We start from the raw sequence: 14,012 nt of genomic DNA on the forward strand, positions 1-14,012 counted from the left end.
CCCCGCTCTCTTCGGCCAACGCGATTAAGTCCTGCAGCGCGTCGAGGCTCAGCTTGGTCGGCGCGGCGCACGGCAAGCCGTTCCGCTCAAGATTCGTCACCCCGAGCGGCAGAAGAAGCGTGAGACCGAATCGATAATGTACACGCGCAAAGAGCTCCTTGCACGCTCCACGCGTGGTCGTCTCCTTGCCGATCGAGATCAATCGATAGCGCCGGCCATAAAGCGGATGACGCGGATCAACGACTTCCACCTCTTCGGAGGTGGCTACGTCATCGTCACTCTTATGGGTATCTCCCGATGCCCTCGCCTAGCGGTCTGAGTTGGACCAGAAGCAACTTCGTCTCTCTGACGTTAGATGTCGCTAACGCTAAGACCATCCAGGCCACAATCACGTCAGCGATTCGGACTAGCTTTGCCTCATGAGGCGACTTCTAATCCTGGGCTTGCTCGGCCCTGCGGCTAGCAGACGGGCGCAGAGTCACCATGACCGACCACATCGACATCAACCTCCAGAACTGGGAAGAGCGCGCTGCGATACACGCCCGGGACGTTACCGGCGACTACATGCTCGACCGGTTTCGTGCAGGCGAGGATTCCCTTCACGCGATCGAATCGGCTGAACTTGGCGATATTTCCGGCAAGCGCGTGCTGCATCTGCAGTGCCATATCGGTCTGGACACGTTCTGTCTGGCGCGGCGCGGCGCAGCCGTGACGGGTCTCGACTTCTCGGGCTCCGCGCTAGCAATCGCAAGGCGGTTGTCTGAAGAGACCGGCATCAAGGCTGATTTCGTGCAGGGGACCGTTGATCAGGCTGCGGACTTGACGCCGGGCCCGTTCGATCTGGTCTTCACGACTTGGGGAACTATTTGCTGGCTACCTCACATGGCGATCTGGGCGAAGGTCATCGCGTCCGTCCTGGCACCCGGGGGTGAACTTTACTTCGCAGACGCTCATCCGGCATTTGCCGTGCTGGAGGACTCCGACGGAAGACTCGCGCCGACGTACGATTTCCAGACCCCCGCTGACATACCGCTGCGGTTCGTCAACGAGACGACGTACACTGGCGACCCGACCATCCTGTCTCATCAATCCACCCGTGAGTGGATTCATTCGCTGTCAGCGGTCCTCGGCGGGGCTAATCGATGCTGGACTGACGATAACGATGTTTCGCGAGCACGAAGTCTTGCCTTGGCGGGGTTTGCCGGTCCTGGTGCCCGCGTCCGAACGAATGTGGCATCTTCCCGAGGGATATCCGCGAATTCCGCTGTCGTACTCCTTGAGAGCGAAAAAGACTGCGTAGAATCGACGCCGCGGCAATCGACGAGACGGCCCGCAGAATGTTGCCTCTGCACAAGCGGTATTGCTCCGGCTGATCGCCGCGTTTCCGCTTAGCCCTCGGAAGCTGACGTTTGGCCCCGATGTTCCTCCGCGCTAGATCGGCGTGTAGATCACGAGCTTCAGCGCGGGATCGTCATTGGCCTGAAAGCTGATATGCTCGCGGTTCGAGGCAACGCGCGCCAATTAGGGCGCGTGCTCATAACGCTCGCGCGAGGTCCGCTGTGCGTTTGATAGCAGCGCAGTCACGAAGCTCGCCAGCGGCCATGTACGGACGTCACGGATCATGGCACTCACGAACGGCCAAACGATGTCCCTTGATCCTTCGGCAGTGGCTTCCGAAACATCCCTCAACCGCAGCAGGGCTGTTTGGTTTTCGGTGTGCAGCATGATTGCTGTTCCTGAAGCCATCGGTCGCGCGGCTTGCAGCTCGATGGACGAGCTGAGAGAAAGACCCGGATCTCGGTGTCACCGGTGTCCATGCGCTCCGCACGATAGATTTGCATCGGCCGTACGCCGTCACTCACCTCAAAGGTCAGCTTGGCTTGTGGATCGAAGCCGACGGCTTCGTCGACCTTGCGGATGATCGCGAGAAACTTGCCGGCAGGCATGTGGCCTCGGTTCTCTTCTTCGATGTCCCAGAGCTGAATGAAGGTCTCGCTCCAGCTTTCCGCGTTGGCGCCGCAATCAAGTGCCTTGAAGGAGCCGGCCTTGACCTCTGTGACGTGATAGCTGGGACGGACGTCCCTACCGTCGTAGTTGAAGATGAGGGCTTTTTCCTTGTGCGCATCCAGATTGCCGAGGAGCGCCGCGGATGACAATTCTTCGACTGGCAGCAAGGCGCCGACCGTCGAGCGGGTATTGGCAAGCAACGTCATGGCTGCTATCCTCATTTCAATGATTATTGAATTATAGGATTATCGAAAGATGGAGGAGCGTCAAGCCCGAACCGCGTTCGCCGCGCTGTCACAGGAGACGCGGCTGCGCATCGTGCGGTTACTTGTCCAGGCCGGCCCTGAGGGGATGGCGGCGGGAGCGATTGCTGAGGCGGTCGACGTGTCGCCATCCAATGTGTCGTTCCATCTCAAGGACCTAGAGCACGCAGGCATGATCGTGCCGCGCCGCGAGGCGCGCTCCATCATTTACTCGGCGGACTTCGCCGGCTTGCGCGATCTTATCGCGTTTCTGATGAAAGATTGCTGCGCGGGCCATCCGGAAATCTGCGCACCAGCGCTCGCCGATGCTCCGTGTGGGCCTTCCGCGAAAAAGAAAAGGGCGCACGCCTGATGCAGGACTTCGATCTGCCACGGCGTCTTGTGGCCGAAGGCCTCGGCACGTTGCTTCTGGTCGCGACCGTTGTGGGCTCGGGCATCATGGCCGAAACACTGACCAAGGACGTGGCGCTGGCGCTGCTCGGCAACACACTTCCGACCGGTGCAATCCTGGTCGTGCTTATCACGGTCTTGGGGCCGATATCAGGAGCGCACTTCAATCCGGCCGTCACCCTCGTATTCATGTTCAGGGGCGCGCTACGGCCGCCGCACGCGGCGCAGTATGTCGTTGCGCAGGTGCTTGGCGGGATTTTAGGGGCGGTCGTTGCGCACGCCATGTTCGGCCTGCCTCTCATGGAATTTTCCTCAAAGGCACGGACGGGCTTTCCTCAGTGGCTGGCGGAAGCCGTGGCAGCGTTCGGGTTGGTCGCTACGATCCTCGGCGGGTTGCGATTTCGTGAGGCCGCGGTCCCGTGGCTGGTCGGACTTTACATCACGGCCGCTTACTGGTTCACCGCCTCCACGTCTTTCGCCAATCCGGCGGTAGCCATAGCGCGATCTTTCACCAACACCTTTTCCGGCATCCGCCCGCAGGATCTTCCGGGATTTATCGTCGCCGAAATGTTCGGTGCTTTCGTCGCGCTGGCAGTGATGACGTGGCTCCTGCGCGGCGCAGAGCCAAAAGCGGAGGCAATCCGATGACTATCACGATCTACCACAATCCCGACTGCGGAACGTCCCGCAACACGCTTGCGATGATCCGCCAGAGCGGGGAAGAGCCAGAGATAATCGAGTATCTCAAGAATCCGCCGACGCGCGAACGGCTGGTCGCGTTGATCACCACAATGGGGATCAGCCCCCGCGCGCTGCTCCGCGAAAAGGGTACACCGTATGCCGCTCTTGATCTTGCCAATCCAAAATGGAGCGACGCCGAGCTGATTGATTTCATGATGGCGCATCCGATCCTCATCAACCGGCCCATTGTGGTCACGCCCAAAGGCGTGAAGCTCTGCCGGCCGTCTGAGGCCGTGCTGGATCTTCTGACCAATGCCGAGATCGGGCAATTCGTGAAGGAAGACGGCAAGGTGGTACCATCAAAGTCCAGCGATCGCCGTCCCGGATGAGCTCTTTGCATTGACCATTGCTACGGTCCGCGATAGCGCAACGCATCCACGAGAACAGCGAAGGCAGGCGCGGGCTGTCGGCGGCTCGGATAGTAGAGATGGAATCCAGCGAACGGGGGACACCAGTCCCCCAGCACGCGGATAAGGCGGCCAGCATCAATATGCTCACGTACCCGGTCCTCGGGAACGAAGGCCAGTCCGTCTCCGGCCAGGGCTGCTTGGACGTTCATCGCCGCGCTGTTGAAGACAAGCTGGCCTTCAACCCGCACCCTGAGTTCGCGACCGTTTTTCTCGAATTCCCAAGCGTAAAGCCCACCTGCCGTGGGCAGGCGCAAATTGATGCAATTGTGGTTCGTTAAGTCCTGCGGCGTCTGCGGCCGTTTGCGTCCTTCGAAGTAGCTCGGCGCCCCGATCACCGCCATCCGCAAGTCCGGCCCGATCCGTACCGCGACCATGTCCTTGGCGACCTGTTCACCGAGCCTCACGCCCGCATCAAGCCGTTCCGCCACGATATCGGTCAGTCCGTTGTCGACGATGATCTCAACTGTGATGTCTGGATAGTGCGGCAAGAGCTTATGAATGACCGGCCAGAGAATCAGATCGGCTGCGTGCTCGCCGGACGCAATGCGGACCGTGCCAGCAGGCTTGTCGCGCAAGGCACTCAGCGCGGCCAGTTCGGCTTCAACTTCCTCCAGTCTCGGCCCCACGGAATCGAGCAACCGCTCGCCTGCCTCGGTCGGCGAGACGTTGCGCGTGGTGCGCGTCAGCAAGCGCAGGCCCAGACGGGCCTCCAGGTTGCGAATGGTCTGGCTCAGCGCCGACTGTGAGACTCCCAGCTTGGCCGCGGCCTTGGTGAAGCTGCCTGCCCGCGCAACCGCTAAAAAAGCGGTGATGTCATTGAGGTCGATCCGAGCCATTCATTAAATCACCTTATAAGTTCATTCCGATTTTAGCGTCTAATCGCACGATCGTGCATGCATTATTTCGGGTCTCGTTACCAGGAGGGCCCATCATGGAGATCAAACGAAGCGGCTCGCAGGCCTCGGCAAGGGGCCCGGCCGAATACTTCACCGGAACAGTGCGGATCGACGCGTCGTTCGCCGGAGAGGCCCCCGCGCGCGTAAGCGGCGCGACCGTCACCTTCGAGCCGGGCGCGCGGACAGCCTGGCACACACACCCGCTCGGCCAGACGCTGATCGTGACGTCAGGGCTCGGCTGGGTGCAGCGCGAGGGCGGGCCGATCGAACAGATCAGGCCCGGCGACATCGTCTGGTTCGCGCCAGGCGAAAAGCACTGGCACGGCGCCACTCCCACCACGGCCATGACCCACATCGCGATCGCCGAGAAGCTCAACGGTAGCCCGGTCGATTGGCTGGAGAAGGTGACGGACGAACAAGATTTGGCCGGTCGCTGATCACGTCGAAGACAAGCAACCAATAGAAGCAAGCAACCAATAGAAGAACGACACATGCTAGGCACCATCTTACGTGGTCCTCGCGACGTCCGTTGCGAGGAAGTACCCGAACCCAAACTCCTCAAGCCTACAGACGCCATCATCCGCCTGTCCGCCACCTGTATCTGCGGGTCCGACCTTTGGCCGTACCGGGGTCTGAACGAAACGAACGAGCCCATGGCGATGGGCCACGAATACTGCGGTGTCGTGGAGGAAGTCGGTAGCGCCGTCAGAAACGTGCGACCCGGACAGTTCGTCGTCGGCTCATTCTGCCTCTCAGACAATACCTGCCCCCACTGTCGTTTCGGCTTCCAGTCATCCTGCGAACGGCGCGAGTTCATGACCGGCGCACAGGCACCGCTGGCTCGCATCCCGTTGGCTGACGGAACGCTGGTCGCCACGGCCGAGATGCCGTCGGCAGACCTGATCCCGAGTCTTCTTGCGACGTCGGACGTGCTCGGCACCGGCTGGTATGCAGCCGACGCCGCGCGCGTGCAGCCGGGCTCAACCGTCGTCGTCGTCGGGGACGGTGCGGTTGGCCTGATGGGCATCCTTTCTGCCAAGCAGATGGGCGCGGCCCGCATCATCGCGATGAGCCGCCACAAGACCCGACAGGATCTCGCGCTCGAATACGGCGCGACGGACATCGTGTCGGAGCGCGGCGAAGAAGGCATCGCCACAATCAAGGATATGACCAAAGGCGTGGGCGCGGATTCGGTCCTGGAGTGCGTCGGCACGAAGGAGTCAATGGCGCAGGCACTCGCATGCGCGCGCCCTGGTTCGATGATCGGCTATGTCGGCGTCCCGCATGGCGTCGAGTTTGACGGCCAAGAGCTCTTCTTCTCGCAAAAAGGCCTGTTGGGCGGTCCGGCTCCGGTGCGCAGATTCCTGCCGCACCTGATGGACCTGGTCCTCGAGCGCAAGATCAATCCAGGCAAGGTGTTTGACCTCGAACTACCGCTCGCCGACGTCGCCGAGGGCTACCGGGCGATGGATGAACGACGCGCCATCAAGGTCTTGCTTAGCGTGTAGGGAGGATCAGACAATGCAAAAACGTGCACTTGGCAAAAGCGGCCTTGAAGTCTCGGCTATCGGGCTAGGCTGCATGGGCTTGAGCTATGGATACGGCCCCGCAACAGACAAGGAAGCGGCGATCCGCCTCATAAGGTCGGCATTCGAACGCGGCGTTACCTTTTTCGACACAGCGGAGGCTTACGGTCCATTTCTCAACGAGGAATTGCTTGGAGAAGCACTCAAGCCGATCCGCGACCAAGTCGTGATCGCCACGAAATTCGGATTCCGAAACGCCGTGGTTAGCGAGGGGCAGGACAGTCGTCCTGAACGCATCCGCGAGGTTGCCGATGCCGCCTTGAAGCGGTTGAAGACGGACCACATCGATCTGTTCTATCAGCATCGCGTCGACACGAGAGTGCCGATCGAAGACGTAGCCGGAGCGGTCAAGGACCTGATTGCCGCTGGCAAGGTCAAGCACTTCGGCATGTCGGAGGCCGGTGCCGCATCGATCCGCCGCGCACATGCCGCGCAGCCCCTAGCAGCCCTGCAAAGCGAATATTCGCTGTGGTGGCGCGAGCCCGAGAAGGAAATCCTGCCGCTCCTGGAAGAGCTGGGCATCGGCTTTGTGCCCTTCAGCCCACTTGGCAAAGGTTTTTTGACCGGCGCAATCAATGCGGAAACCAGCTTCGACAAGAACGATTTCCGCAACGTCGTGCCACGCTTCTCGGAAGAGAACCGCAAGGCAAATCAAGCTCTGGTCGAAGCCCTCGGACGGATTGCGGCCGCCAAGCGCGTGTCGCAGGCACAGATCGCGCTCGCTTGGTTGCTGGCGCAAAAGCCCTGGATCGCGCCCATCCCTGGTACGACCAAGTTGAACCGGCTTGAGGAGAATGTCGGTGCTGCGTCGATCGAGCTGACTCCAAGTGAGCTGCGCGAGATCGAACACGCCCTATCCGGCATTACCGTGCAAGGTGACCGCTATCCGCCACACCTGCAAGCGAAAGTGGGCCGGTAGCCATGGCCCAGCGAATAGATCACCGTTGAACCATGAAGTTTTCTTCGGAACTGTAATCGCTGATGGCACCTTGGAGAACTTGCATGTCGCGCGTTGTTGTGATCGGCGGCAGCGGCCACGTTGGGACGTACCTGGTGCCTGCACTTGTGGAACGAGGGTATGAAGTCATCAATGTCAGCCGTGGCACTGCTGCGCCCTATCGTCCTCACCTTGCCTGGAGTTCAATCGAGAACATAACGCTGGACCGCGCGGCGGAAGAGAAGAAGGGACAGTTCGGCACAAAGATCGCCGCTCTGAAGCCCGATATCGTGGTGGACATGATATCGTTCGATTTGCCCAGCACACAGCAGCTTGTTGAAGCGCTGCGTGGAAAGGTGGAGCATTATCTGTTTTGTAGCTCAATCTGGGTATATGGCCGCCTGTTCTCGGTCCCCTCGACTGAGGCGGACCCACCCAATCCCATCGATACTTACGGCAGGGGCAAGGCGGAGAGCGAAGCATGGCTCTTGCGACAGGCACGTCTTACCGGTTTTCCGGCAACGTGCTTCCGACCTGGCCATATCGTCGGCGAGGGGTGGGTCCCGATCAATCCCATCGGCAACGCTGATCCGGAGATCTTTTCGTTGATCGCGCGTGGTGACGAGCTGGTCCTTCCAAACCTCGGGCTCGAGATGGTTCACCATGTTCATGCCGATGACGTTGCGCAATGGATTGTCCGCGCAATTGAAAATCGAGCGGCCTCCGTCGGCGAGGTCTTCAATACGGTGTCCGAGCAAGCCGTCACCCTGAAAGGTTACGCGGCGACCGTCTATCGCTGGTTCGGGAAAGAGCCTCGCATTTCGTTCAAGCCGTTCGACGAGTGGATACGCGGTCTCGGGGATTGGGCAGAGAATACTCGCGGTCACATCACCCGAAGCTCCTGCCACTCGATTGAGAAAAGCCGTCGGCGTCTCGACTATAGGCCGCGTTACACGAGCTTCGAGGCCGTGCGCGAGTCGTTACAAGCACTTATAGCTTGCGGGAAAGTTCATGCTCCGGATGCCCCAGGCTCCGGTAGAAGCGAGTAGTTCGCGATACGGTCACCGCGTCCATCTTGGGTCACAAGCAGTGTTGCTCGCCTTTGTGTTCTACACCGGCGTGTAGATCACGAGCTTCAGCGCGGGATCGTCATTGGCCTGAAAGCTCGTGTGCTCGAACCGGAGCAGGCCCTTGGTCGGATGGTTCATGGTCTTGAGGCCCGAGGCGGTGCTGCGGATCTCGTGCGCCTCCCACCATTTGACGAACTCCGGACTGCCCTGGCGTAGCCGCGTCAGCAATTCGGTGAAGGCGGGATCGCCGGCCCACACGTCATGGGTGGCGCGAAACATCGCGACCATGCTCTTGGCGACGTCGGTCCAGCTCGCGCCATAGAATTTTCGCGTCTGCTTGTTCGTCATCACGAGGAGCAGCGTATTGCGATCCTCCTCTCGCAACTGCCCGAACGCAAAAACCTCCTCGGCGGCGTCGTTCCAGGCCAGCACGTCCCAGCGCCGCCCGGTGATGTAGGCCGGCTGCTTCAGGCTCTCGATCATCCGCCGGATGGGCGGCGGCACGGTCTCGGGCACGAATGCGCCCCTCGCGCCGTCGCGCGCAAGCGCCTTCAGATGTGCGTGCTCGGTCTTGCTGAGGCGCAGCGCGCGGGCAAGCGCGTCGACGGTGGTGACCGACGGGCTGACGGTGCGGCCCTGCTCCAGGCGGATGTACCAATCGACGCCGATGCCGGCGAGCTGCGCGACCTCCTCGCGGCGCAGGCCAGCGGTGCGACGCCGCCGTCCTGCGGGAAGCCCGACCGCCTTCGGCGACAGCTTCTCGCGGCGTGACCTGAGGAAATCGCCGAATTCGACGCGCCGAGGATCAGCCATGGCTTGCTCCCTGCGATGGAGGGTCCAGAGAATACTAGGATAATACCAGGCCTTCCTGCCCGTTCAAGGCGGGCGCATATGCGCTTCACCCGAATATGAGGTGATGCCATGAAAGCTGCCGTGCTCAAATCCTTTGGATCGCAACTCGTCATCGAGAACGTCCCGGAACCGGTGCTCGGCACCGGTGAGGTCATCATCGACGTCGCCGCCACGCGCGTGCTGTCCTACATGAACGAGGTCTTCAGCGGTGAGCGCAACTACGCGCTGGATCTGCCGGTTATCCCGGGACCGGGCGGTATCGGCCGGGTGCGCGCGATCGGACCCGATGCGACGAAGCTTTCCGTGGGCGACTGGGTGTTCTGCGATCCGACGGTGCGCTCGCGCGATGACGCCGTCTCGCCCGATATCACGCTCCAGGGCCTGAGCGCGCGCGATGCCGGCGGGATGCTTTTGCAGAAGCACTTTCGCCACGGCTCGTTTGCCGAGCAGATGCGGGTGCCGACCGAAAACGTCAAACGTCTCGGCGCGATTACGGCCGACGAAGCCAGCCGATGGTGCGCGCTGGGAACGCTGCTCGTTCCCTATGGGGGCTTCCTCGCGGCGAAGCTTCAGCCTGGCGAGACCGTGCTGGTGAGCGGTGCCACCGGCAATTTCGGCAGCGCGGCCGTGTCGGTGGCGCTGGCGATGGGAGCGGCCCGCGTCATCGCACCCGGCCGCAACGAGAGGATCCTGGCCGATCTCGTCCGCCGCTTCGGCGAGCGGGTGCGCACCGTGAAGCTCTCGGGCGACGAAAGCAATGACCGCGAGCAGATGAAGCGCGCAGCCGCCGGGCCGATCGATTGTGTCTTCGACATCATGCCGCCGTCGGTCAGCACGACGGTGGTGCGCGCCGCGATCATGACCGTGCGCCCCTATGGACGCGTCGTGCTGATGGGCGGCGTCGGCATGGCGGGCGGCGCCGGACTTGACCTGCCCTACCCCTGGATCATGCGCAACTGCATCACGATCCATGGCGTATGGATGTATCCGCCGGATGCGGCCGCGCGGCTGATCGCGCTGGTGCGTTCGGGGCTGCTGCGGCTCGACGATTACGAGGTGAAGGCCTTCGACCTCGATCATGCCAATGACGCCGTGGCCTATGCGGCTGCGAACGGAGGCCCATTCAAAATGACGGTGATCCGGCCGTAATCCGCCAGCCGGCTGCCTGATGCGCACTCGCCGCTGTTATGCACGGTAGATCAAATGGCTCGCAGGCACCCCCCCGGCGGAGGCCGGCTACTTTGCATGGGGTTGTTTTCGAGATTTTTGGTTTGGGATGGACCTGTCGCGGCATCGGGAATTCACCTCTCCCTTGGGAGAGGTCGGCGCGTAGCGCCGGGTGAGGGTTTACGGTCTCACGTTGGTGCAGCGCCCCCTCACCCGATTTGCTGGCGCAAATCGACCTCTCCCCGCTGGGGAGAGGTGAACCAAGCCCGCGGTCCGATTCAAGCAATGGCCTTTGCGGCTTGGTTACTCGAGCTCGACCACCTGGCCGTTGGAGAGCGAAACACGCCGGTCCATGCGGCCGGCGAGCTCCATGTTGTGGGTGGCGATCAACATCGAGACGCGGGTGGCCTTGACGAGCTGCATCAGGGCCTGGAAGACGTGATCCGCCGTGTGCGGATCGAGATTGCCGGTCGGCTCGTCCGCGAGCAGCACCCGCGGCGCGTTCGCAACAGCGCGCGCGATCGCGACGCGCTGCTGCTCGCCGCCCGACAGCTCTGCCGGGCGATGGGTGATGCGGTCGCCGAGGCCGAGATAGGACAGTATCTCCTTGGCGCGCTTGACGCTCTCGGACTTCTTCAGGCCGCGGATCATCTGCGGCAGCATCACGTTCTCGAGCGCCGAGAATTCCGGCAACAGCCGGTGCGACTGGTAGACGAAGCCGATGTCGGTGCGGCGAAGCTGGGTGCGCTCGATGTCGGGCAGTTGCGAGGTCGGCGCGCCCCCGACATAGACCTCGCCGGAATCGGGCGCTTCCAGCAGGCCCGCAATGTGCAGCAGCGTCGACTTGCCGGAGCCCGAAGGCGCCACCAGCGCGACCGACTGCCCGGCCCACAGCGCCAGCTTGGCGCCGTCCAGGATGGTCAGCGGCGCCTCGCCCTGCAAGTACTGCCGCTTTATCTCGTGGAGATAAATGACCGGTACATCTTCAGCCCCCTGCTGCCGCTCCATCAGCCCCTCACTCGTACCGGAGCGCTTCGACAGGATCGAGGCGCGCGGCGCGCCAGGACGGATAGAGCGTCGCCAGGAACGACAGCGTCAGCGCCATGATGACGACCGCCGTGGTCTCGCCGATGTCGATCTCGGCGGGCAGCTTTGAAAGGAAGTAGAGCTCCGGCGAGAACAGCTCGGTGCTGGTGAGCCAGGACAGGAACTGCCGGATCGATTCGATATTCAGGCAGATCACGAGCCCGACGATGAACCCGACCAGCGTGCCGACCACGCCGATCGACGCCCCCGTGATCAGGAATATCCGCATGATCGATCCCTGCGAGGCGCCCATCGTGCGCAGGATCGCGATGTCACTGCCCTTGTCCTTCACCAGCATGATCAGGCCGGAAACGATGTTCAGCGCCGCGACCAGCACGATCATGGTCAGGATCAGGAACATCACGTTGCGCTCGACCTGGAGCGCGTTGAAGAAGGTCGAGTTGCGCTGCCGCCAGTCGACCAGGAACACCGGGCGGCCCGCCGCCTCCGTCACGGATTTGCGGAACGCGTCGATGCGGTCGGGATTGGTGGTGAACACCTCGATCGAGGTGACGTCGTTGCTGCGGTTGAAATAGGCCTGCGCTTCGGCGAGCGGCATGAACACGAAGCCGAGATCGTATTCGGACATGCCGATCTCGAACACGGCGACGATCTTGTAGGGCTTGATGCGCGGCGTCGTGCCCATCGGCGTCACCGCGCCCTTCGGCGCAACCAGCGTGATGCTGTCGCCGGCATGCAGCGACAGCTGGTCGGCGAGGCGCCGGCCGATCGCCACGCCCTGCCCTTCGTCAAAGCCCTCGAGCGAGCCCTGCTTGATGTTCTTGGCGATCGAGGTGAGGTTGTTCAGGTCGTCGGAACGGATGCCGCGGACCAGCACGCCCGAGGCATTCCATGGCGAGGACGCCAAGGCCTGGCCATCAACCACCGGGGCTGCGAGGCGGATGCCGTCCACCTGGCTGATGCGCTCGGCCACGTCTTTCCAGTCGGTCAGCGGCGATTCCAGCGGCTGGACCAGGATATGGCCGTTGAGGCCCAGGATCTTGTCGAGCAGCTCTTTGCGGAAGCCGTTCATCACGGCCATGACGATGATCAGCGTGGCGACGCCGAGCATGATGCCGAGAAAGGAGAACCCGGCGATGACCGAGATGAATCCCTCCTTGCGGCGCGCCCGCAGGTAACGCGCCGACAGCATCCACTCAAATGGCGCGAAAGGCGCGGTTTTCACGTGTTCGGTCATGGTCTCATCCATCGCTCGATAATCCCATGATTCGGGGTCAATTGTGGCCGGATTGGCGGCCTCGACATCGCGCGATGAACAATATTCAGCCGACCAGGCGAGCGACCGCATCGGCCGGCGACATGGTCTCGCGGGCACCGTCGCTGCGCCGCTTGACCTCGACCTTGCCGTCGGCGAGCCCCTTCGGCCCGATCATGATCTGCCAGGGAATGCCGATCAGATCGGCGGCGGCGAATTTGGCGCCGGCGCGCTGGTCGGTGTCGTCGTAGAGCACGTCGACGCCCTTGGCGCTGAGCTCGGCATAGAACTTCTCGCAGGCCGCATCGACCGCGGCATCGCCCTGCTTGAGGTTCAGCACGACGGCGCGGAACGGCGCCACCGCCTCCGGCCATTTGATGCCGGCGTCGTCATGGCAGGCCTCGATGATGGCGCCGAGCAGGCGGGAGACACCGACGCCGTAGGAGCCGCCATGGATCGGCACGTCGACGCCGTCCGGACCCGCTACCAGCGCCTTCATCGGCTCGGAATATTTCGTGCCGAAATAGAAGATCTGGCCGACCTCGATGCCGCGGGTGTCGAGCCGCTTGCCCTCGGGCACTTCCCGCTCGAAGCGCGCGGCATCATGGACGTCCTCGGTCGCGGCATAGAGCGAGGTCCATTGCTTGATGATCGGCGTCAGGTCGCCGTCATAGTCGACGTCCTCGCCCGGCACCGGCAGATCCAGCACGTCACGATTGATGAAGACGCCGGATTCGCCGGTTTCGGCGAGCACGATGAACTCGTGGCTGAGATCGCCGCCGATCGGGCCGGTCTCGGCGCGCATCGGGATCGCCTTCAGCCCCATCCGCGCGAAGGTGCGCAAATACGCGACGAACATCTTGTTGTAGGCGACGCGCGCGCCCGCCTCGCTGAGGTCGAATGAATAGGCGTCCTTCATCAGGAATTCGCGGCCACGCATCACGCCGAAGCGCGGACGCTGCTCGTCGCGGAATTTCCATTGGATATGATAGAGATTGAGCGGAAGGTTCTTGTACGACTTCACGTAGGCGCGGAAGATCTCGGTGATCATTTCCTCGTTGGTCGGCCCATACAGGAGCTCGCGCTTGTGGCGGTCGGCGATGCGCAGCATCTCCGGACCATAGGCGTCGTAGCGGCCGCTCTCGCGCCAGAGGTCGGCAAGCTGGAGCGTCGGCATCAGGAGTTCCAGCGCGCCGGAGCGGTCCTGCTCCTCGCGCACGATCCGCTCGATCTTCTTCAGCACGCGGAAGCCGAGCGGCAGCCAGGCATAGATGCCGGCCGCCTCCTGCCGGATCATGCCGGCGCGCAGCATCAGACGATGCGAGACGATCTCCGCCTCTTTCGGATTTTCCTTCAGGATGGGCAGAAAGAACCGCGACAACCGCATGGAG

The 14,012-nt window shown here is 62.3% G+C and carries 16 protein-coding genes; 9 read left to right on the forward strand and 7 right to left on the reverse strand.

What is annotated here, in order from left to right:
* The coding region (locus AYJ54_RS44225; protein WP_136624354.1) for a hypothetical protein at window positions 1–250 on the reverse strand (250 nt) is incomplete at its 3' end.
* 233 nt (window positions 251–483) lie between these two features.
* Between AYJ54_RS44225 and AYJ54_RS44230 the strand changes: the two genes are divergently transcribed.
* A complete protein-coding gene (locus AYJ54_RS44230; RefSeq protein WP_082906138.1) occupies window positions 484–1,392 on the forward strand; it encodes a class I SAM-dependent methyltransferase in 909 nt (302 codons plus the stop codon).
* 293 nt (window positions 1,393–1,685) lie between these two features.
* Here the strand turns inward: AYJ54_RS44230 and AYJ54_RS44235 are convergent, their stop codons facing one another.
* Window positions 1,686–2,213 carry a DUF6428 family protein gene (locus AYJ54_RS44235; RefSeq protein WP_063708771.1) on the reverse strand — a complete coding sequence of 176 codons (528 nt, stop codon included), beginning with the start codon at window positions 2,211–2,213 and terminating at the stop codon, window positions 1,686–1,688.
* A gap of 49 nt (window positions 2,214–2,262) precedes the next feature.
* Here AYJ54_RS44235 and AYJ54_RS44240 point away from each other — a divergent pair, with 49 nt between their 5' ends.
* From AYJ54_RS44240 to arsC, 3 genes are read left to right on the forward strand one after another with little or no spacing between them, the layout of a single operon-like run.
* Window positions 2,263–2,622, forward strand: a complete 360-nt coding sequence (locus AYJ54_RS44240; protein ID WP_063708772.1) for an ArsR/SmtB family transcription factor — start codon at window positions 2,263–2,265, stop codon at window positions 2,620–2,622.
* Complete coding sequence (locus AYJ54_RS44245) at window positions 2,622–3,308, forward strand: aquaporin (RefSeq protein WP_063708773.1); 687 nt, start codon at window positions 2,622–2,624, stop codon at window positions 3,306–3,308. Before AYJ54_RS44240 ends, AYJ54_RS44245 begins: the two co-directional genes overlap by 1 nt.
* A complete protein-coding gene (arsC, locus tag AYJ54_RS44250; RefSeq protein ID WP_063708774.1) occupies window positions 3,305–3,730 on the forward strand; it encodes an arsenate reductase (glutaredoxin) in 426 nt (141 codons plus the stop codon). Before AYJ54_RS44245 ends, arsC begins: the two co-directional genes overlap by 4 nt.
* Before the next feature lie 20 nt (window positions 3,731–3,750).
* Here arsC and AYJ54_RS44255 read toward each other — a convergent pair whose 3' ends face one another.
* Window positions 3,751–4,647 carry a LysR family transcriptional regulator gene (locus AYJ54_RS44255; RefSeq protein ID WP_063708775.1) on the reverse strand — a complete coding sequence of 299 codons (897 nt, stop codon included), beginning with the start codon at window positions 4,645–4,647 and terminating at the stop codon, window positions 3,751–3,753.
* Between the two features lie 95 nt (window positions 4,648–4,742).
* Here AYJ54_RS44255 and AYJ54_RS44260 point away from each other — a divergent pair, with 95 nt between their 5' ends.
* From AYJ54_RS44260 to AYJ54_RS44275, 4 genes are all read left to right on the forward strand, one after another.
* Window positions 4,743–5,144 (forward strand): (R)-mandelonitrile lyase, encoded by a 402-nt coding sequence (locus tag AYJ54_RS44260; RefSeq protein WP_063708776.1) that lies wholly within the window; start codon window positions 4,743–4,745, stop codon window positions 5,142–5,144.
* A 54-nt stretch (window positions 5,145–5,198) separates the two neighbouring features.
* Window positions 5,199–6,215, forward strand: coding sequence for a zinc-dependent alcohol dehydrogenase family protein (locus AYJ54_RS44265; protein ID WP_063708777.1), 1,017 nt, complete (start codon window positions 5,199–5,201; stop codon window positions 6,213–6,215).
* Between the two features lie 13 nt (window positions 6,216–6,228).
* The gene (locus AYJ54_RS44270) at window positions 6,229–7,212 is read left to right on the forward strand and encodes an aldo/keto reductase (RefSeq protein ID WP_063708778.1); all 984 of its coding nucleotides are present in this window, start codon (window positions 6,229–6,231) and stop codon (window positions 7,210–7,212) included.
* A gap of 83 nt (window positions 7,213–7,295) precedes the next feature.
* Window positions 7,296–8,279 carry an NAD-dependent epimerase/dehydratase family protein gene (locus AYJ54_RS44275; protein WP_063708779.1) on the forward strand — a complete coding sequence of 328 codons (984 nt, stop codon included), beginning with the start codon at window positions 7,296–7,298 and terminating at the stop codon, window positions 8,277–8,279.
* Between the two features lie 60 nt (window positions 8,280–8,339).
* Here AYJ54_RS44275 and AYJ54_RS44280 read toward each other — a convergent pair whose 3' ends face one another.
* Window positions 8,340–9,113 carry a helix-turn-helix transcriptional regulator gene (locus AYJ54_RS44280; RefSeq protein ID WP_063708780.1) on the reverse strand — a complete coding sequence of 258 codons (774 nt, stop codon included), beginning with the start codon at window positions 9,111–9,113 and terminating at the stop codon, window positions 8,340–8,342.
* A 108-nt stretch (window positions 9,114–9,221) separates the two neighbouring features.
* On the opposite strand from AYJ54_RS44280, the gene AYJ54_RS44285 reads away from it, so the two are divergent.
* Window positions 9,222–10,301 (forward strand): zinc-binding dehydrogenase, encoded by a 1,080-nt coding sequence (locus AYJ54_RS44285; protein WP_063708781.1) that lies wholly within the window; start codon window positions 9,222–9,224, stop codon window positions 10,299–10,301.
* 321 nt (window positions 10,302–10,622) lie between these two features.
* Here AYJ54_RS44285 and AYJ54_RS44290 read toward each other — a convergent pair whose 3' ends face one another.
* The 3 genes from AYJ54_RS44290 to proS all read right to left on the reverse strand — a co-directional run bounded on the left by AYJ54_RS44290 (window position 10,623) and on the right by proS (window position 14,008).
* Window positions 10,623–11,327 carry an ABC transporter ATP-binding protein gene (locus tag AYJ54_RS44290; protein ID WP_063708782.1) on the reverse strand — a complete coding sequence of 235 codons (705 nt, stop codon included), beginning with the start codon at window positions 11,325–11,327 and terminating at the stop codon, window positions 10,623–10,625.
* A gap of 7 nt (window positions 11,328–11,334) precedes the next feature.
* A complete protein-coding gene (locus tag AYJ54_RS44295) occupies window positions 11,335–12,615 on the reverse strand; it encodes a lipoprotein-releasing ABC transporter permease subunit (protein WP_063708957.1) in 1,281 nt (426 codons plus the stop codon).
* Window positions 12,616–12,688: 73 nt separating this feature from the next.
* Window positions 12,689–14,008 (reverse strand): proline--tRNA ligase, encoded by a 1,320-nt coding sequence (proS, locus tag AYJ54_RS44300; protein ID WP_063708783.1) that lies wholly within the window; start codon window positions 14,006–14,008, stop codon window positions 12,689–12,691.
* Window positions 14,009–14,012: the final 4 nt, after the last annotated feature.

Origin of the sequence: Bradyrhizobium centrolobii, assembly GCF_001641635.1 — a bacterium.
Lineage (GTDB): Bacteria > Pseudomonadota > Alphaproteobacteria > Rhizobiales > Xanthobacteraceae > Bradyrhizobium > Bradyrhizobium centrolobii.

What these genes read in the sequence shown, in the direction of transcription:
- AYJ54_RS44295 (WP_063708957.1), bottom strand. Translation starts at nt 12,615, where the DNA reads ATGGATGAGACCATGACCGAACACGTGAAAACCGCGCCTTTCGCGCCA.
- AYJ54_RS44245 (WP_063708773.1), top strand. Translation starts at nt 2,622, where the DNA reads ATGCAGGACTTCGATCTGCCACGGCGTCTTGTGGCCGAAGGCCTCGGC.
- AYJ54_RS44265 (WP_063708777.1), top strand. Translation starts at nt 5,199, where the DNA reads ATGCTAGGCACCATCTTACGTGGTCCTCGCGACGTCCGTTGCGAGGAA.
- AYJ54_RS44260 (WP_063708776.1), top strand. Translation starts at nt 4,743, where the DNA reads ATGGAGATCAAACGAAGCGGCTCGCAGGCCTCGGCAAGGGGCCCGGCC.
- AYJ54_RS44255 (WP_063708775.1), bottom strand. Translation starts at nt 4,647, where the DNA reads ATGGCTCGGATCGACCTCAATGACATCACCGCTTTTTTAGCGGTTGCG.
- arsC (WP_063708774.1), top strand. Translation starts at nt 3,305, where the DNA reads ATGACTATCACGATCTACCACAATCCCGACTGCGGAACGTCCCGCAAC.
- AYJ54_RS44235 (WP_063708771.1), bottom strand. Translation starts at nt 2,213, where the DNA reads ATGACGTTGCTTGCCAATACCCGCTCGACGGTCGGCGCCTTGCTGCCA.
- AYJ54_RS44290 (WP_063708782.1), bottom strand. Translation starts at nt 11,327, where the DNA reads ATGGAGCGGCAGCAGGGGGCTGAAGATGTACCGGTCATTTATCTCCAC.
- AYJ54_RS44280 (WP_063708780.1), bottom strand. Translation starts at nt 9,113, where the DNA reads ATGGCTGATCCTCGGCGCGTCGAATTCGGCGATTTCCTCAGGTCACGC.
- proS (WP_063708783.1), bottom strand. Translation starts at nt 14,008, where the DNA reads ATGCGGTTGTCGCGGTTCTTTCTGCCCATCCTGAAGGAAAATCCGAAA.
- AYJ54_RS44285 (WP_063708781.1), top strand. Translation starts at nt 9,222, where the DNA reads ATGAAAGCTGCCGTGCTCAAATCCTTTGGATCGCAACTCGTCATCGAG.
- AYJ54_RS44240 (WP_063708772.1), top strand. Translation starts at nt 2,263, where the DNA reads ATGGAGGAGCGTCAAGCCCGAACCGCGTTCGCCGCGCTGTCACAGGAG.
- AYJ54_RS44275 (WP_063708779.1), top strand. Translation starts at nt 7,296, where the DNA reads ATGTCGCGCGTTGTTGTGATCGGCGGCAGCGGCCACGTTGGGACGTAC.
- AYJ54_RS44270 (WP_063708778.1), top strand. Translation starts at nt 6,229, where the DNA reads ATGCAAAAACGTGCACTTGGCAAAAGCGGCCTTGAAGTCTCGGCTATC.
- AYJ54_RS44230 (WP_082906138.1), top strand. Translation starts at nt 484, where the DNA reads ATGACCGACCACATCGACATCAACCTCCAGAACTGGGAAGAGCGCGCT.